Source organism: Clostridium tanneri, assembly GCF_033659955.1.
In the GTDB taxonomy this organism is placed as follows: domain Bacteria; phylum Bacillota; class Clostridia; order Clostridiales; family Clostridiaceae; genus Clostridium_AM; species Clostridium_AM tanneri.
In genome coordinates this window covers 31624-49392 of the sequence record NZ_JARUJP010000007.1, presented here as the reverse complement: position 1 = coordinate 49392, position 17769 = coordinate 31624, and the positions used below count along the sequence as shown (strand labels likewise).

At 32.2% G+C, this 17769-nt stretch carries 18 protein-coding genes; all 18 read left to right on the top strand.

What is annotated here, in order from left to right:
• Positions 1–12 precede the first annotated feature (12 nt).
• The gene (gene frr / locus P8V03_RS07670; RefSeq protein ID WP_261671536.1) at positions 13–570 is read left to right on the top strand and encodes a ribosome recycling factor; all 558 of its coding nucleotides are present in this window, start codon (positions 13–15) and stop codon (positions 568–570) included.
• 89 nt (positions 571–659) lie between these two features.
• Positions 660–1424, top strand: a complete 765-nt coding sequence (gene uppS / locus P8V03_RS07665) for an undecaprenyl pyrophosphate synthase (RefSeq protein WP_318797729.1) — start codon at positions 660–662, stop codon at positions 1422–1424.
• Positions 1425–1554: 130 nt separating this feature from the next.
• Positions 1555–2352, top strand: a complete 798-nt coding sequence (locus P8V03_RS07660) for a phosphatidate cytidylyltransferase (RefSeq protein WP_318797727.1) — start codon at positions 1555–1557, stop codon at positions 2350–2352.
• Positions 2353–2569: 217 nt separating this feature from the next.
• Positions 2570–3550 carry an AI-2E family transporter gene (locus P8V03_RS07655; RefSeq protein ID WP_318797725.1) on the top strand — a complete coding sequence of 327 codons (981 nt, stop codon included), beginning with the start codon at positions 2570–2572 and terminating at the stop codon, positions 3548–3550.
• 28 nt (positions 3551–3578) lie between these two features.
• On the top strand, positions 3579–4742 hold the full coding sequence (gene dxr, locus P8V03_RS07650) for a 1-deoxy-D-xylulose-5-phosphate reductoisomerase (RefSeq protein ID WP_318797723.1): 1164 nt from the start codon (positions 3579–3581) through the stop codon (positions 4740–4742).
• Positions 4743–4787: 45 nt separating this feature from the next.
• Complete coding sequence (rseP, locus tag P8V03_RS07645) at positions 4788–5798, top strand: RIP metalloprotease RseP (RefSeq protein ID WP_318797721.1); 1011 nt, start codon at positions 4788–4790, stop codon at positions 5796–5798.
• 157 nt (positions 5799–5955) lie between these two features.
• Positions 5956–7005 carry a flavodoxin-dependent (E)-4-hydroxy-3-methylbut-2-enyl-diphosphate synthase gene (ispG, locus tag P8V03_RS07640; RefSeq protein WP_318797719.1) on the top strand — a complete coding sequence of 350 codons (1050 nt, stop codon included), beginning with the start codon at positions 5956–5958 and terminating at the stop codon, positions 7003–7005.
• 415 nt (positions 7006–7420) lie between these two features.
• Positions 7421–7885, top strand: coding sequence for a ribosome maturation factor RimP (rimP, locus tag P8V03_RS07635; protein WP_261671529.1), 465 nt, complete (start codon positions 7421–7423; stop codon positions 7883–7885).
• Between the two features lie 18 nt (positions 7886–7903).
• Positions 7904–9052, top strand: a complete 1149-nt coding sequence (nusA, locus tag P8V03_RS07630) for a transcription termination factor NusA (RefSeq protein ID WP_261671528.1) — start codon at positions 7904–7906, stop codon at positions 9050–9052.
• A 23-nt stretch (positions 9053–9075) separates the two neighbouring features.
• A complete protein-coding gene (rnpM, locus tag P8V03_RS07625) occupies positions 9076–9345 on the top strand; it encodes an RNase P modulator RnpM (RefSeq protein ID WP_261671527.1) in 270 nt (89 codons plus the stop codon).
• The gene (locus P8V03_RS07620; protein ID WP_261671526.1) at positions 9335–9649 is read left to right on the top strand and encodes a ribosomal L7Ae/L30e/S12e/Gadd45 family protein; all 315 of its coding nucleotides are present in this window, start codon (positions 9335–9337) and stop codon (positions 9647–9649) included. The genes rnpM and P8V03_RS07620 overlap by 11 nt, the downstream gene beginning before the upstream one ends.
• A gap of 17 nt (positions 9650–9666) precedes the next feature.
• On the top strand, positions 9667–11754 hold the full coding sequence (infB, locus tag P8V03_RS07615; RefSeq protein WP_318797716.1) for a translation initiation factor IF-2: 2088 nt from the start codon (positions 9667–9669) through the stop codon (positions 11752–11754).
• 46 nt (positions 11755–11800) lie between these two features.
• On the top strand, positions 11801–12166 hold the full coding sequence (gene rbfA / locus P8V03_RS07610; RefSeq protein WP_261671524.1) for a 30S ribosome-binding factor RbfA: 366 nt from the start codon (positions 11801–11803) through the stop codon (positions 12164–12166).
• Positions 12153–13115 carry a DHH family phosphoesterase gene (locus tag P8V03_RS07605; RefSeq protein WP_318797714.1) on the top strand — a complete coding sequence of 321 codons (963 nt, stop codon included), beginning with the start codon at positions 12153–12155 and terminating at the stop codon, positions 13113–13115. The genes rbfA and P8V03_RS07605 overlap by 14 nt, the downstream gene beginning before the upstream one ends.
• A 135-nt stretch (positions 13116–13250) precedes the next feature.
• Complete coding sequence (truB, locus tag P8V03_RS07600; RefSeq protein WP_318797847.1) at positions 13251–14126, top strand: tRNA pseudouridine(55) synthase TruB; 876 nt, start codon at positions 13251–13253, stop codon at positions 14124–14126.
• A 6-nt stretch (positions 14127–14132) separates the two neighbouring features.
• Complete coding sequence (locus P8V03_RS07595) at positions 14133–15071, top strand: bifunctional riboflavin kinase/FAD synthetase (RefSeq protein WP_261671522.1); 939 nt, start codon at positions 14133–14135, stop codon at positions 15069–15071.
• 116 nt (positions 15072–15187) lie between these two features.
• The gene (rpsO, locus tag P8V03_RS07590; protein ID WP_261671521.1) at positions 15188–15451 is read left to right on the top strand and encodes a 30S ribosomal protein S15; all 264 of its coding nucleotides are present in this window, start codon (positions 15188–15190) and stop codon (positions 15449–15451) included.
• Between the two features lie 171 nt (positions 15452–15622).
• Positions 15623–17734, top strand: coding sequence for a polyribonucleotide nucleotidyltransferase (locus tag P8V03_RS07585; RefSeq protein ID WP_318797711.1), 2112 nt, complete (start codon positions 15623–15625; stop codon positions 17732–17734).
• The last annotated feature ends 35 nt before the right edge of the window (positions 17735–17769 follow it).

Genomic DNA, 17769 nt, shown 5'->3' with positions numbered 1-17769 from the left:
GAGGTATTTTCTATGATTAAAGACATTATAAAAGTTTCTGATGAAAAAATGAATAAAACAATTACTGTTTTAAAAAAAGAATTGGCTTCAATGAAAGCGGGAAGAGCAAACCCTGCAATGCTAGATAAAATAGAAGCAGAGTATTACGGAACAATGACACCACTAAATCAATTAGGCAACATATCTATTCCAGAGCCAAGAATACTTGCTATTCAGCCATGGGATAAGGGTGCCTTTAAATCTATTGAAAAAGCAATTTTAAAATCAGACCTTGGAATAAACCCATCTAGCGATGGTGAGATAATAAGACTTATTATACCAGAGCTAACAGAAGAAACAAGAAAAAACTTAGTGAAAAACGTTAAAAAAACTGGTGAAGAATCCAAGGTTGCTATTAGAGCAATAAGAAGAGATTGTAACGATAAAATTAAAGCTCTAAAGAAAGAAAATGAAGTATCTGAGGATGAAATGAAAAAGGCAGAAGAAGATATTCAAAAGAGAACTGATAGCTTCATTAAAGAAATAGATAAATTACTTGAAGCTAAAGAAAAAGAAATTATGTCAATATAACTTATCTAAACCTGCGGATTCGCAGGTTTTTGTTAATACATAAATCATTAAGATATAACTTAATCACAATTATGAATGGAGAATGGCGTATGTTAAAATTTTTTAGTTCAAAAAAAAGCAATGAAGATTTTGAGCATATACATATTGACATGGATAATATACCGAAACATATAGCTATTATCATGGATGGTAATGGGAGATGGGCTAAAGAAAGAAAGTTACCAAGAACTATGGGACATAAGGCAGGAGTAGAAACTATAAGAGATATTGTAAAGGAATGCAGTAACTTAGGTGTAAAGTATTTAACCCTATATGCATTTTCTACAGAAAATTGGCGGAGACCAAATGAAGAAGTTAATGCACTTATGAATCTTCTAGTTCAGTATTTAAGGAAAGAATTTAAAGAGCTAAACGACAATAATGTTGTTATTAATCATATTGGAGATATATCAAAATTACCTGTACTCTGTCAACAGGAACTGCTAGAGGCCTATAACAATACTAAAGATAACAGTGGTTTAGTTCTAAATCTAGCTTTAAATTACGGTGGGAGAGATGAACTAATAAGGGCTTTTAAAACAATTTGTAAAGATATAAAGGACGGCAAAATTAGTGAAGAAAATATTAATGAAAAAATGGTGTCGGATTATTTATATACAGTAAATATGCCAGATCCAGATTTAATAATAAGGCCTAGCGGAGAGCAAAGAATAAGTAATTTTTTACTATGGCAATGTGCTTATTCAGAATTTTGGTATTCAAATATAAAATGGCCAGATTTCAAGGTAGAACACCTTCATAAGGCTATTCACGATTACCAAAGCAGGGATAGAAGATTTGGGAATGTTAAGTAACAGGTAAAATTGGAGAATTAAAAATTGCCATTAATTTTTCTCCTAAAGTGGGTAAATATTTTGCTTATGTTAAGGTGAAAATTATAGAATATAAGCAAAGGAATAAAATGAAAGCTTAGGAGATGATAAGATGAACAGTAGGTATGTAGGGGCATTGATATTGGCGCCCTTTATTGTCTTCCTATTTATAGGAGGAGTATACTTAAAATATGCTATAATGCTTTTATCCTTAGTAGGTATGCATGAATTTTATAAAGTTTTAAAAGAAAAAAACATAAATGCAATAAGCTGGGCGGGATATATACTTTGTATAATATATTATTTAACGCTAAATAAAGAAGCTAATTTTGAAATGTTATTTTTCTTTTTGATTATTACGGTTTTTATAATCATGTGCGTTCCGGTATTGGACATAGAGTATAATTTTATTGACATAGGAACTACTTTACTTGGATTCTTTTATGTAGCTATATTTTTTAGTTTCATTGTTTTGGTTAATAATAAAGTCTATGGAAACTATTTAGTTTGGCTTATATTTATTTCCTCATGGTTCTGTGATACTGCTGCCTATTATGCTGGCAGAGCCTTTGGAAAGAGAAAATTATGTCCTAAAGTAAGTCCGAAGAAGACTGTGGAAGGTTCTATTGGCGGGATGTTAGGCAGCATGATAGCCTGTGGAGTATTAGGAGCTGTGGTTATATCAAAGGGGATATCCATTCCAATGTATCACTTTTTTATTATAGGAGCAGTTTGTGGAGTTTTCTGCCAGTTTGGAGATTTAGCTGCTTCTTCAATAAAGCGCTATGTGGGAGTAAAAGATTATGGTAAGTTAATTCCAGGTCATGGAGGAATTCTAGACAGATTTGATAGTATACTTTTCGCATCTGTAGTCGTATATTATTATTTGACATTTATTGTAGGGATGTAATGCTACAAATTAAAATGAGGATTTAGAGTAGTTTAAAATTACTTTAAATCCTCATTTTAATTTAAGCTCTAATGGGCAATAATTTTTAATCTTTATCACTTAATTATGGTTATGATAAACTAATATTTATATATAGTATTTTATCCTATAATAATATATAATCATATCTATGAATATAATATTATTATAGAGCACTTGTTTTATGGGGATAGGGTACTTGAATGCAGTATATTTAAAATATAAGAAAATAGGATATTGTTTCACTGTTCTAATAGTATTTATAATCTTTACGCTTTTAATAAAATATTATTTTAAGCCTTTTTTTATTATAATAGTTACTATTTTTTTCTCCCTGCCAATACAAAACATATTAAGTAAGAATAATTTATTTAATAATAAGGTAAATGCTTTGATAAGTATAATAGTCGTCAATAGTTTGTTTTTTATGGCTGTACTGTTTATTGGCAACTTTATATATCAAGCTGTCAATTCCTTTCTTAGAGATTTCACAGACTTAACTTTAAGTATACAAAATACTCTAGAAACAGTAAGTAAAGTAACTAATATAAACTTAAATGAGCTAAAAAATAGCTTGGTGAACGGATATGGAAATATTGTAAATAGTAATTTTATAAAAAAAGGGGCTGCATACACTACTGATAGCTTATTTGCATACTTTATAGGGAATATGACTGCTTACTTTATTTTAGTAGATAAATATGATATAGTTAATCGTATCAAAAAACTAATGCCTCAGGGCAAAGCCTATTTAGTTAAAAATAAGTTAGAAGATATAAATAAGGTATTTAAGGTAGAAGCAGCATTAGTTTTAGTTACAACTATAGAAACTATCATTGGTTTCATGATACTTAATATCAAAAACTTCATACCTCTCGGTATCTTATGTGGTATTTTTGATATATTACCCTACGTAGGAACAATAATGATATTTTTGCCACTAATTTTTTATAAAATGCTTATTAAAGAATATGTAATAGCTTTTGGGTTAACTTGTCTATATGCATTACTTGTGGTTAATAGACAAATATTAGAGACTAAATTCATTAGTGACAGACTTGCAGTTCACCCGTTATTTATTATATTGTCTCTTTATATAGGTATTAAGGTTTTTGGTATTATAGGCATGTTCGTAGGACCCCTATATGTAATTACTGTAAAGGAAATACTGACAAACTGAAGCTTGCAGAGAATTAGGAGATGTTAAGATGAAAAGAATTACTATACTTGGAGCTACAGGCTCAATAGGAACGCAGACTCTTGAGGTGATAAGAAGAGAAAGAGAAAAATTTCACCTAGTTGCTGTCTCCGCAAATAATAGTTGTAAAAAGATAATTGGTATAATAAATGAGTTTAATCCCAGCTATGCTGTACTAAGTAACGAGAAGGCTTATGAAGAAGTAAGAGATTATTGTGTAAACAATAACCTTAAAACAAAAATTTTACTTGGAATGGAAGGATTAAATACTATATCAACTCTTCCAGAGGTAGATGTTGTTGTGACTTCTGTAGTAGGAATGATAGGTTTAGTTCCTACGCTTAAGGCAATTGAAGCTGGAAAGGATATAGCTTTGGCAAATAAAGAGACTTTGGTAGTTGCTGGAAAGCTAGTTATATCTGAAGCAGAAAAATATAATGTGAAGATACTTCCTGTAGATTCAGAACATAGTGCAATTTTCCAGTGCTTACAGGGTAATAAAAGAGAAGATGTAAGAGAGCTATTACTAACTGCTTCTGGAGGTCCTTTTAGAGGACGGAAAAGGGAAGAACTTTTACAGGTTACTGTTGAGGAAGCATTAAAACATCCAAGATGGGACATGGGAAAAAAGATATCTATTGACTCAGCTACTCTTATGAATAAAGGACTTGAGGTTATAGAGGCACATTGGCTGTTTGATGTAGACTATGATAATATTAAGGTAGTAGTTCATCCGCAGAGTGTTATACATTCCATGGTTGAATATAAAGATGGAAGTGTTGTAGCTCAACTTGGAAGTACTGATATGAAGCTTCCTATTCAATACGCTCTTAATTATCCTGATAGAGAAGAAGCGATTGTAGCTAAGTTGGACTTTTACGATATGGAGAATCTAACCTTTGAAAAACCAGACTTAGAGACCTTTAAGCCTCTTAAACTTGCTTATAAGGCTGGAAAAATTGGTGGTACCATGCCTGCCATATTAAACGCTGCCAATGAGGCTGCAGTAGAATTATTTCTATCTAAAAGAATTAAATTCTTAGATATAGGTAATATATTAGAGGAATGCATGAGTCGTTTTGAGGTTATTGATAATTATAGCTTAGAGGACATACTGAATATAGATAAAGAAGTTAAACAGTATGTTATAAACAAATTTGGTGTAGATAGATAAATTAATAGACAAAAAATAACTTAACATAGTTAGGAGGAATATTATTTGTATATTGTATGGGCGATTATAGCTTTTGGAGTTTTAGTTATAATTCATGAACTTGGTCATTTCACTTTGGCAAAATTAAATGGAATTAAGGTGGAAGAATTTGCTATAGGCATGGGTCCAAAGCTTTTTGGAATAAAAGGAAAGGAAACTACATACTCAATTAAGCTTCTTCCTATAGGTGGATATGTAAAAATGCTTGGAGATGAGGGAGAAAGTTCAGACCCTAGGGCCTTTAATAATAAAAAGCCTCTTCAAAAGTTAAGTGTAGTTATTGCAGGACCTATAATGAATTTTATTCTTGGAATAGTTCTCTTTGCAGTTATAGCTGGACTCAGAGGATATTTATCTCCGGTAGTTGACAAGGTAGTTCCTAATCAACCTGCTGCTGTTATGGGCATACAGGCGGGAGACAAGATAACTAAAGTTAACAACTCAAAGGTTTCAACCTGGGAAGACTTTGTTACAGGTGTATATGTTTCCTCCGGAAGTCCCTTGGATATAACCTATGTAAGGGATAACAAAGTCAATAATGTTAGAGTTGTACCGGTAAAAGATCCTAAGGAAAACAGATATATAGTTGGAATTTACCCTACAATGGTAGAAAAGCCAACTGTTTCTCAATCTATAGCCTATGGATTTAAAGAAACTAACTCTTTAGTTAAGCAAACTTTAGGTTTCTTTAAAACTCTCTTTAAAGGAAAAGCTTCTGCAAGTGATGTAGGAGGACCTTTAACTATAATAAAGGTTTCCGGTGCAGCAGCTAAAGCAGGTATTTTAAGTCTTGCTGCCTTTGCAGCTTATATTAGTATTCAACTAGCAATATTCAATATTATACCTTTTCCAGCCTTAGATGGAGGGTATATACTGTTATTTTTATTTGAAATTATTACTGGTAAAAAGGTTGATGATAATAAAGTAGGAGTTATAAACTATATAGGGTTTGCTATATTGATGACTCTTATGGTATTAGTCACTATTAAAGATATTTTATATCCTATTAAGATTTAGATGAAGTGAAGATAGGTATTAGTGAGAAATAATATGAATTTGGGAATTGGAGAGAGGAAATTTTAAATAAAGGGTTATCTTTCTTTTGTGGAAAGAAAATTTACTTATTTTAACTTTATATTTTCAATTCCCAATTTCTGCAAAGGGGTTGTAACAAGTGAGTAGAGTTAAAACTAAAAAAATTAAAGTGGGAAATACATACATAGGTGGCGATGCACCAGTTACTGTTCAGTCTATGACTAATACAGATACTAGAAATTCAGAAGCTACTGTTGCTCAAATTGTTCAGCTTCAAGAAGCTGGTTGTCATATAATTAGGTGCGCTGTGCCAGATATGAGTGCTTGTGAATCTATAAAGGAAATAGTGAAACACATAAACATTCCATTAGTAGCAGACATCCATTTTGATTATAGATTAGCACTAAAATCTATTGAAAATGGGGTATCTGCACTTAGGATAAACCCAGGAAACATTGGTAGTATAGAAAAAGTGAGAGAAGTAGCTAAGGCTGCAAAAGATAGGGGGATTCCTATAAGAATAGGAGTTAACTCTGGTTCTCTTAAGAAAAATATATTAGAAAAGTACGGTAGAGTGTGTCCGGAAGCGCTAGTAGAAAGTGCCTTAGAACATGTTAGAATTCTAGAAAATGTTAACTTTGATGATATTGTTCTATCAATAAAATCCTCTAATGTTCAGCAGATGATAGAAAGTTACAGAATGATTTCTAAAGAAGTAAAATATCCACTTCATTTAGGGGTCACTGAGGCTGGGACTATTTGGAGGGGAACTATTAAATCTAGTATAGGTATAGGAACCCTATTGGCGGAAGGTATAGGTGATACTATAAGAGTATCCTTAACTGGTAACCCAGTAGAAGAAGTTAGAGTAGGACGAGAAATTTTAAAAACCTTTTGCTATATAAATGAAGGGATAGAATTTATTTCATGCCCTACCTGCGGAAGAACTGAAATAGATTTAATAAGCATAGCAGAAGAGGTGGAAAAAAGACTTGTAAACTATAATAAAAATATAAAGGTAGCTGTAATGGGATGTGTAGTAAATGGACCAGGAGAAGCTAGAGAAGCAGATATAGGAATAGCTGGTGGCAGAGGAGAAGGTCTTATTTTTAAGAAAGGTGAAATAGTTAAAAAGGTAAAAGAGGAAGAATTAGTAGATGAACTAATTGAACAAATAAAAAGTATGTAGTAAATAGAAAAATTAGGGGTTAAGAATTAAAAGTGGGAAGGATATAAGTAGAATGATGAATGAACTTCATTCAATGGGCAATAATATAACTAAGAAGGATAAAAAAGTTTAATCTAGATGACTTTATAGGCTTCTAAAGACTAATTAGTTACCTCTCTCTAATCCATGGCTTTGTTAATATGCTAACTTTTTCTTGAAATAACCATTCTAGTATGTTAAAATAGCTTTAGTGAATCTACAGAAGTTTATGAAACAGGGAGGAGTGGGTTTGAGCCCGCTCTTTCTATTTTTAAAAAACGCAGCGAAAGTTGCGTTTTTAAATTAGCCTGATATTTTATGCAATGTTCTTGTAATAAGTCATTTTTTTATTCAAAGTTGCAGAATATATACATATATAGATAAGGAGGTAATAGTGATGAGTAAAGATGCTTTAATTGATAAACTTATAGATTTAGTAGGACCTATAGTAACAGAATTAAATTATGAATTATATCATCTAGAGTTTGTAAGAGAAGGAAATGAAAACTATTTTAGAATATACATTGATAAAGAAAATGGTGGTATATCACTAGAGGATTGTGAGAAGGTAAGTAGAGCTGTAAGCGATATGCTTGACGTTGAAGATCCTATAAGTGAAGGTTATTATTTAGAAGTTTCTTCACCAGGAATAGAAAGAATACTTTACACAGATAAACATTTAGAAAGATATATTGGATCTAATATTTTAGTAAAGTTATCTGGCATTCTAAATGGTAAGAAAAAGTTTGAAGGACAATTGTTAGGCTTTAGCTCTGAAGAATTGAGAATTAAAAGTGAGGAAGAAGAAATTTCTATTCCAAGACATAAAGTCTCAAGGGTGAGTTTGAAAGGCGAACTTTAAGGGAGGGTATATTAGGAAATGAATCAGGAATTTATAGAAGCCTTAAAAGAAATAGTTAAGGAAAAAGGTATCAGCGAGGACCTACTATTTACTACTATAGAAGATGCTTTAGTTGCTGCCTATAAGAAAAACTATGCAAATCATGGTGGAAATAACCAAAATGTTAAGGTTACAATGAATAGAGAGAATGGTGAAATTCATGTTTACTCTCAAAAGAAGGTAGTAGAAGAAGTTTTTGATGAAGTAAATGAAATAAGCCTTGAAGAAGCAAAAGATATAGATCCGAATTATGACATAGAGGATATAGTAAGTATAGAGGTAACTCCTAAAAAGTTCGGTAGAGTTGCAGCACAGGCAGCAAAACAGGTAGTAATTCAAAGAATAAAAGAAGAAGAAAGAAGAATTATATACAGTGATTTTGCTGAAAAAGAAGATGATATAATTACAGGAACTATTATAAGAAAAGATAAAAACAATGTATTAGTAGACTTAGGAAAAACTGAAGCAGTACTTGGTCCTAATGAACAAATGCCAGGAGAGAGATATATTTTCAACGATAAAATAAAGTTATATATTGTAGAAGTTAAAAATGGTACCAAAGGTGCACAAATTGTAATTTCTAGAACTCATCCAGGGCTTATTAAGAGATTATTTGAGCTTGAGGTGCCAGAAATATTTGATGGTACAGTTGAAATTAAATCTGTGGCTAGAGAAGCAGGGTCTAGAACTAAAATAGCTGTAGCTTCTAATGATGAAAATGTAGATCCAATGGGAGCTTGTGTAGGTCCTAAAGGGGTAAGAGTACAGAATATTGTGAATGAACTTAAAAATGAAAAGATAGACATTATTAAGTGGAGCAAGTTACCAGAGGACTATATTGCTAACGCATTAAGCCCAGCGAAGGTGTTAGACGTAACTTTAGATGAAAACAATAAGTTTGCTCAGGTTATAGTAGACGATAACCAGCTTTCCCTAGCAATAGGTAAGGAAGGTCAAAACGTAAGATTAGCTGCAAAATTAACTGGTTGGAAAATTGATATTAAGAGTAAGTCACAGGCTGAAAAAGAAGGAAAAATATCAGAAGAACCTAAGTTAGAAAATGATGTTGATCTAATATTAGAAGATAATGATATTGATCTAATGTTAGAAGATGATGAAAACATCTAACTTTAGATGGGGTGGTGTTTAATATGAAAGTGAAAAAAGTACCACAGAGAATGTGCACAGGGTGCATGGAAATGAAACCTAAAAAAGAACTCATAAGAGTAGTAAGAACTAAAGAGGGAGAGCTTTCTGTAGACCTAACAGGAAAGAAAAATGGTAGAGGGGCCTATATATGTAGAAACCTTGAATGCTTAGAAAAAGCCTTTAAAGCAAAAAGACTTCAAAGAAACTTAGAAGTGAGCATAAGTGATGAAATTTATAATAGATTAAAGGAAGAAATTCAAGATGATAGATAAGTTTCTTCAGTTTCTAGGTTTAACTAAGCGTGCAGGAAAGCTCCAAGAAGGTTATAATAAATGTGAGGATGCCATAAAAAGGAATAACATTCATCTTATAGTTATGTCATCAGATGCTTCAGAAAATACAGTGGATAAATTTTTATTATACGGTGATAGATATAAAGTACCTATTTTACGCGGATACAGTAAAGAAGAACTAGGTGGTGCACTAGGATTGCCAGAAATAAAAATTTTAGGTGTTTCAGATAAGAAAATGAGTGAACGGCTACTCCATTTATGGAAGGAAAAAGAAGAACTTTAGTTTCGGGGGTGAATGATTTGTCAAAAATAAGAGTTTATGAACTAGCTAAGGAACTAGAAATATCAAGTAAGGACTTAATTGCTATTTTGCAAGAGGAGTTTAGCATTGAAGTGAAGAATCACATGAGCGTAATTGAAGAAGAAGATGCTGAATTGATAAAAGAACTTTTTTCAGAAAAAGCAAAGGATAGCAAGGAAGAGAAAGAAACATCAAGCGAAGACATAAAAGAAAAATATGAGCATTTAGTAGTAGATGCTTCTAAAAAGAGCCGTAAGAAAAATAAAGGCAAAAATAATAGGAATGATGATGGTGATGGTGTGAGAGAAACAAATGATAACAATGTTGAAGAAAAAATAATAGAAATGGACGAAACAATTACAGTAAAAGAATTGTCTGAAAAGTTAGGAAAGTCCTCTACAGAGGTTATAAAACAGCTAATATTTATGGGCGTAATGGCTGCTATAAACCAAGAAATAGACTTTGAAACTGCTGAAAAGTTAGCAGAAAAGTTTGAGGCACTAGTAGTTAAAAAAGAAGCAGAAGTTGATACAGACGAAGAACTAGAAGACGATGAAATAGAAGACACTAATTTACAAAAGAGACCTCCAGTAATAACTGTTATGGGTCACGTTGACCACGGTAAAACTTCATTGCTAGACGCTATAAGAAAAGCAAAGGTTACTGAAACAGAAGCTGGTGGAATCACTCAGCATATTGGTGCTTATACTGTAAATATCAATGGAGAGACAATTACTTTCCTAGATACACCAGGACACGAAGCCTTTACTGCTATGAGAGCAAGAGGTGCTCAGATTACAGATATAGTTATTCTAGTTGTTGCTGCAGATGACGGAATAATGCCTCAAACTGCAGAAGCTATAAATCACTGTAAAGCAGCTAATGTTCCAATGATAGTTGCTATAAACAAAATTGATAGAGCAGGAGCAAATCCAGATAAAGTTAAGCAAGAATTAACTGAGTATGGATTAATAGCAGAAGATTGGGGTGGAGATACTATAACTGTACCAGTATCTGCACATACTAAAGAAGGAATAGATACTTTACTTGAAATGGTTCTTTTAACAGCAGAAATGCAAGAGTTACAAGCTAATCCTAACAGAAACTCAAGAGGAACAGTAGTAGAGTCTAAGTTAGATAAAGGAAGAGGACCTGTAGCTACACTACTTGTTCAAAATGGTACACTGCATGTAGGAGATTCTATAATAGTAGGAACAACTTATGGAAGAATCAGAGCAATGTTTGATGATAAAGGAAAGAAGATAAAATCAGCTGGACCTTCTATACCAGTTGAGATACTTGGACTTTCAGAAGTACCGGCAGCAGGTGATAGATTCCATGAAGTTAAGGATGAAAAGACTGCAAGAGAAATGGCAGAAAAGAGAAAAGATAAGGTAAGAGAAGAATACTTACAATCAACACATAAGGTTTCATTAGAAGACTTATATAGCCAAATAAAAGAAGGAAAAGTAAAAGAGTTAAACATAATTGTTAAAGCAGATGTTCAAGGTTCTATAGAGGCTTTAAAACAATCACTTCAAAAGTTATCTAACGATGAAGTTAAGGTTAGAGTTATACATGGAGCAGTTGGTGCTATAACAGAAACAGATGTTACTCTTGCTGCTGCATCAAATGCTGTAGTTATAGGCTTCAATGTTAGACCTGATGGTAATGCTGTTTCAGCAGCAGAAAAAGAAGCTGTAGATATAAAGACTTATAGAATTATATATAATGCAATTGATGATATTAAAGCTGCAATGGTGGGAATGCTAGAACCTGAATACAAGGAAGTAGTTCTTGGAAAAGCTGAGATAAGACAGACATATAAAATATCTAATGTAGGTACTATAGCAGGATGTTATATATTAGATGGAAAGCTTACAAGAAACAGCAGTGTGAGAGTAATAAGAGATGGTATAGTAATATTCGAATCTCAGTTATCCTCTCTAAAGAGATTTAAGGATGATGCAAAGGAAGTTGCAGCAGGTTATGAGTGTGGACTTTCAATTGAGAAATTTAATGATATAAAAGAAGGCGACATAGTAGAGGCTTATACTATGGAAGAAATAAAGAAAAAAGAACTATAGGATAAATATATATAGCACAGCTTATGCGAACGTGGGGTGAGAATTTATGGCTAAATATAGAAATAATAGAATAAATGAAGAAATAAGAAAAGAAATAAGCAATATAATTCGTGATGATATAAAAGATCCTAGAATTAGTGCTATGATCAGTGTTACAAGAGTAGACGTAACAAAAGATCTTAGATATGCTAAAGTATATGTTAGTCTTTTTGGAAATGATGAATCTAAGAAAAACACTTTAGATGCACTAAGAAGCTCTTCTGGTTTCATAAGAAGAGAAATTGGTCACAGAGTGAATTTAAGATATACGCCGGAAATACTGGTTGAGCTGGATAATAGCATAGAGCAAGGTATGCACATAGATGCCCTTTTACATCAGATAAAGGAGAAAGAGCATCATGATAATGAATGATATTCTAAAAAAAATAAAGGAAAGTAATAGAATTGCTATTACTTTCCATACATCACCAGATGGAGATTCACTAGGAACTTCTTTAGCTTTGCTGCAGGGACTTCGCAAAAAAGGTAAAGAAGTTTATATACTTTCTAAGGAGGAAATCCCTGAAAGCTTCAAATTCTTACCTTGCTCTGAACTAATAGATGGCAAAAACACTAAAGTATCAGTGGACACCGAATGTGTCATAGTCTTGGATTGTGGAGATAGGAAAAGAATAAATGCAGAGTTAAACTTAGATGACAGAGAGTATACGCTGATAAATATTGATCATCATATGACCAATGAGTTATATGGAGATTTAAACTATGTTGATACCAATGCGTCTGCCATGGCAGAAATTGTCTATCAAATGCTTCGCATTATGGGAATCGAAATAGATAAAGATATGGCTAAGTGTCTCTATACATCCCTAATTACAGATACAGGGTCCTTTAAGTATTCAGGAACAACTTCAGTTACTCATACTATAGCTGGTGATTTAATTAATGTAGGAATTGACTTCAGTGAAATTCATAGAAGAGTATTTGATAACAAAAAAATTGAGAGAATCAAACTCTATGGTAAGGCAATCGAAAAGCTGCAATTAGTAAATGATAAAATATGTATTCTTATAATTACAAAAGAAATGCTTTCTGAACTCGGAGTAGATGAAGATACTGACACTTCTGATATTATAAATATTGGAATGCAGATAGACTCGGTAGAAACCACTGCTCTTATAAAGGAAAAAGATAATGGTGTTAAGATAAGCTTGAGAGCAAAATCTATAGTAGATGTAAGAAAGATAGCGGAAAAATTCGACGGTGGTGGACACGTAAGAGCTTCTGGTTTAGCTATGGAAAATAAAACTGTAGAAGAAGCTAAAACCTTAATAATTAAGGAATTAGAAGAAGCATTACAGTAATAGAGTGGGCTTTTATCAATTTAGCCTATACCTAGCAAAATTATTTAATAGCCTCATATAGTTAATCTTTAATATAAAGGTTAACAATGTGAGGCTAGGCTACTATATAAAATTTTGGAAGAAGTGTTGATGAATATGGATGGAATATTGAATATTAATAAGCCTACGGGGATGTCATCCTTTGATGTTGTAAGGAAAGTAAAAAATATAGCTAAGACCAAAAAAGTAGGGCATACCGGTACCCTTGACCCAGAGGCATCTGGAGTTCTACCAATCTGTATAGGACGTGCAACTAAACTTGTAGACTATATAATGAATGATTATAAGATTTACAAGGTAGAGTTAAAGCTTGGTATTACTACTGATACCTATGACAGAGAAGGACAAATTCTTAAAACTAAAGAGGTTAATTTGCCTATTGAAGAAGTAGAAGACTGTATCAAAAGTTTTCAAGGAGAAATAGATCAGATTCCTCCCATGTATTCTGCTTTAAAGGTAAATGGTGAAAGACTATATTCCTTGGCAAGAAAAGGTATAGAGATAGAGAGAAAACCTAGAAAAATTAGTATATATGATATAGAAATACTTGAAATGAATTTACCCAATATAAACTTTCTAGTTAAATGCTCTAAAGGTACATACATAAGAAGTCTTTGTTATGATATTGGAGAAAAGTTAAATTGCGGGGGAACTATGTGGAATCTTCAAAGGGTTCAAACAGGGGATTTTAGTATTTCTGATTCTGTAGAACTTGAAGAATTGAGTAATGATAACATTCAGGGGTATTTAATTTCTATGGATAAAGCTTTAGAAAGTTATCCTAAGATTATTGTAGATGAGAGATATGAAAAACTAATATTTAATGGTGTTACCATAAAAGATCCTAATATGCTGGATAAAATAGAGAAGGATAAGTTATACAGAGTATATATAGAAGAAAATGAGTTTATTGGAATTGGAAAAAAGAGTGACTTTGGATTTAAAATGGAAAAATTATTAGTTCAGAGGTAGTTGAATATGGTCATAATTGAAGATAGCTTTAAACAACGTTTTGAAGAAGATACCTATATCGCTTTAGGAAGTTTCGACGGACTTCATATAGGACATATGAGTCTTATCAATAAGACTATCAAGTTGGCTAAAAAGAATAACGCAAAAAGTATGATTTTTACCTTTAAAAATCATCCGCTAATGACAATAAACACAGAATTAGCACCTAAACTTATTATGGATAATAATTCTAAGATAAATGTATTAAAAAGTCTAGGTGTGGATATAATTAACATGGTAGACTTTAATAAAGACTTTATGAAAATGACTCCAGAAGATTTTGTAATTAACTTGGTAAGCAGTTACAAAGCCAAAGGAATAATCGTTGGATTTAACTATAGATTTGGATATAAAAATCAAGGTGATGTGGAACTATTGAAGAAAATGAGTAAGAATCTTGGCTTTACTGTTCAAGTAATAGATCCTGTAAAGTCTAAGGGGAATATAGTAAGTAGCTCATTTATAAGAAACATCATTTCTGATGAAGGAGATATCAAAAAAGCTAATAAACTTCTTACAAGGCCTTTTATGATAGAAGGCGCAGTTGTAAAGGGAAAACAGCTTGGTAGAACTTTAGGATTTCCTACTGTAAATCTTGACTATGATAAGAAATTTCTTCTTCCAAGAGGAGGAGTTTATTATACTGTAGTTGAATATAAAAAAAGAATGTTTAAAGGAATAACAGATGTAGGATACAATCCAACAACAGAAGATAATAAACTTAGTATTGAAACTCATATATTAGACTTCAATGAAAATATCTATGGTGAAAAAATTAAGGTGTATTTTTTAGAAAGAATGAGAGAAGAGAAAAAGTTTAATTCGCTAAATGAATTAGTGGAACAGCTAAAAAAGGATAAGCTTTATGCAGCTAAACAAAAGTTAGAAATTAGTTTTAAAAATTAATTTACAATTTAATTTTTATTTGTTATAATTACATTCGTGATCCTTATGCTAAGAATTCCGACATGCCGACGGATTTCTTGGGATATAGGGGATTTAACAATTGGAGGTGTCTATTAATGGAAAAGGCAGTTAAAAACGAAATAATGCAAAAATATGCAAGACATGAGGGAGATACTGGATCTCCAGAAGTGCAAATAGCACTACTTACTCAAAGAATCAATCACTTAAATGATCACTTAAAGGTTCATAAAAAAGACCACCACTCAAGAAGAGGTCTTTTAATGATGGTTGGTAAAAGAAGAGGTCTTTTAAACTATCTTATGGCTCAAGATATTGAAAGATATCGTGCGATTATTCAACAATTAAACTTAAGAAAATAATTTTAGAGCGGCTAAAAACCGCTCTATTATTTTAAAAAAAATAAATGGAATAAAAATACAATTTTTATAATGTATAATACATAAAAATATTAAAAATTATCTATTTAAGTTGTATAATAATATTGATAAATATTGATAATAATATTGTAACCTGTGAAAGGAGGTTAATTTATGAGTCAAGTTATGGAAACTACTGTTGCCGGAAGGACTTTGAAGGTTGAGCATGGTAAGGTTGGTATGCTTTCAAATTCTGCTGTACTTGTAAGTTACGGTGATACAGTGATTCTTGTTAATGCAAATGCTTCAGATAAGCCAAGGGAAGGGGTAGATTTTTTCCCTTTAAGCATAGAGTATGAGGAAAGATTATATGCTGTAGGTAAGATACCAGGTGGATTTATAAAAAGGGAGGGAAAACCTTCAGAAAAAGCTATCTTACATGCAAGAGCAATTGACAGACCGATAAGACCATTATTCCCTAAAGGATATAGAAATGACGTTCAAGTAGTTTGTACTGTAGTGTCAGTAGAACAAGATAATGCACCAGATATATTAGCTATAAATGGAGCATCAATAGCTTTATGCCTTTCTAGTATACCTTTTAATAATCCAGTAGCAGCTGTATCAGTTGGATTAATAGACGAAGAATTTATTATAAATCCAACCTTAGAGCAGAGAGAAAAGAGTACTTTAAATCTAACTGTATGTGCAACTAAAGAAAGAGTTATGATGGTAGAAGCTGGTGGAGATGAAATACCTGAAGATGTAATGTATGAAGGTATTATGTTTGGTTTTGAGGAATGTAAAAAAATTGTAGCATTTCAAGAAGAAGTTATGACAAAGTTAGGAAAAGAAAAGTCAATAGTAGAACTATATAAAGTAGATGAAGCTATAGAAAAAGATGTTAGAGACTTTGCATTTAATATGATAAAAGAAGCTATGTACATAACAGATAAAGACCAAAGAAATGAAGCTATGGATTCCGTAAAGGAAAAAGTTAGTGGAGAATTTAGTGAGAAATACCCAGAAAGTGGTGCTGACATAGCGGATATCATATATTCAATCCAAAAAGAAATAGTTAGGAATATGCTTTTAAATGAACATAGAAGACCAGATGGCAGAGGCTTTGAGGAAGTAAGACCTATTAGTTGTGATGTTGCTCTTCTTCCAAGAACACATGGTACTGGTTTATTCACAAGAGGTTTAACTCAGGTAATGACTGTGGCAACTTTGGGAGCTCTAGGAGATGTTCAAATTTTAGATGGTTTAGGCTCAGAAGAATTTAAAAGATATATGCATCACTATAACTTCCCATCTTACAGTGTAGGAGAAGTAAGACCTTTAAGAGGACCAGGAAGAAGAGAAATTGGTCATGGTGCCTTAGCTGAAAAAGCTTTAGAGCCATTGATACCAAATGAGGAAGAATTCCCATATACTATAAGACTTGTATCAGAAGTATTAAGTTCAAATGGTTCAACTTCACAGGCAAGTGTATGTGCTAGTACGTTAGCTCTTCTAGATGCGGGAGTTCCAATTAAAAGACCAGCAGCAGGAATCGCTATGGGACTTATTACAAGTGAAGATTTATCTAAAGAAGAAGTAATAACAGATATACAAGGCATAGAAGACTTCTTTGGCGATATGGACTTTAAAGTTGCTGGAACAGAGGTTGGAATTACAGCTATTCAATTTGACACAAAAATAAAAGGATTATCTAATGACTGTATTAAAAAGTCACTAGAAGGTGCAAAAAAAGCTAGATTACACATATTACAGAAAATGAATGAATGTATTTCTCAGCCAAGAGAGGAATTATCAAAATATGCACCAAAAACTTACACGATGAGTATTGATCCAGATAAGATTAGAGATGTAATCGGACCAGGTGGAAAGGTGATTAATAAGATAATAGCCGAAACTGGAGTTAAAATCGATATAAAAGAAGATGGAAAGATATTTGTAATGTCTGATGACAGTGTATGTGCTAAGAGAGCTTTAAAAATTATTGATGATTTAACTAGAGAAGTTAAAGTGGGAGAAATATACTTAGGAAAAGTTACAAAGATAACTACCTTTGGAGCTTTTGTTGAGATACTTCCAGGTAAAGAAGGTCTAGTGCATATATCAAAACTTGATTTTGCAAGAGTAAATAAAGTTGAAGATATCGTTTCCGTTGGAGATGAAATACTAGTTAAGGTAACAGAAATAGATAACCAAGGTAGAGTTAATCTTTCTAGAAAAGATGCTATAAAAGACTCAGAAGAAAAAGAGACAACAGAACAGTAAAAATAGAAGGGCATTATAGTGCCTTTTTATTTTTG

Bases quoted from the DNA above. Each gene is read 5' to 3' on its own strand.
- rnpM (WP_261671527.1), top strand. From the start codon at position 9,076: ATGAAAGTGAAAAAAGTACCACAGAGAATGTGCACAGGGTGCATGGAA.
- P8V03_RS07620 (WP_261671526.1), top strand. From the start codon at position 9,335: ATGATAGATAAGTTTCTTCAGTTTCTAGGTTTAACTAAGCGTGCAGGA.
- P8V03_RS07585 (WP_318797711.1), top strand. From the start codon at position 15,623: ATGAGTCAAGTTATGGAAACTACTGTTGCCGGAAGGACTTTGAAGGTT.
- rbfA (WP_261671524.1), top strand. From the start codon at position 11,801: ATGGCTAAATATAGAAATAATAGAATAAATGAAGAAATAAGAAAAGAA.
- dxr (WP_318797723.1), top strand. From the start codon at position 3,579: ATGAAAAGAATTACTATACTTGGAGCTACAGGCTCAATAGGAACGCAG.
- uppS (WP_318797729.1), top strand. From the start codon at position 660: ATGTTAAAATTTTTTAGTTCAAAAAAAAGCAATGAAGATTTTGAGCAT.
- nusA (WP_261671528.1), top strand. From the start codon at position 7,904: ATGAATCAGGAATTTATAGAAGCCTTAAAAGAAATAGTTAAGGAAAAA.
- P8V03_RS07660 (WP_318797727.1), top strand. From the start codon at position 1,555: ATGAACAGTAGGTATGTAGGGGCATTGATATTGGCGCCCTTTATTGTC.
- P8V03_RS07605 (WP_318797714.1), top strand. From the start codon at position 12,153: ATGATAATGAATGATATTCTAAAAAAAATAAAGGAAAGTAATAGAATT.
- rimP (WP_261671529.1), top strand. From the start codon at position 7,421: ATGAGTAAAGATGCTTTAATTGATAAACTTATAGATTTAGTAGGACCT.
- P8V03_RS07595 (WP_261671522.1), top strand. From the start codon at position 14,133: ATGGTCATAATTGAAGATAGCTTTAAACAACGTTTTGAAGAAGATACC.
- frr (WP_261671536.1), top strand. From the start codon at position 13: ATGATTAAAGACATTATAAAAGTTTCTGATGAAAAAATGAATAAAACA.
- rpsO (WP_261671521.1), top strand. From the start codon at position 15,188: ATGGAAAAGGCAGTTAAAAACGAAATAATGCAAAAATATGCAAGACAT.
- truB (WP_318797847.1), top strand. From the start codon at position 13,251: ATGGATGGAATATTGAATATTAATAAGCCTACGGGGATGTCATCCTTT.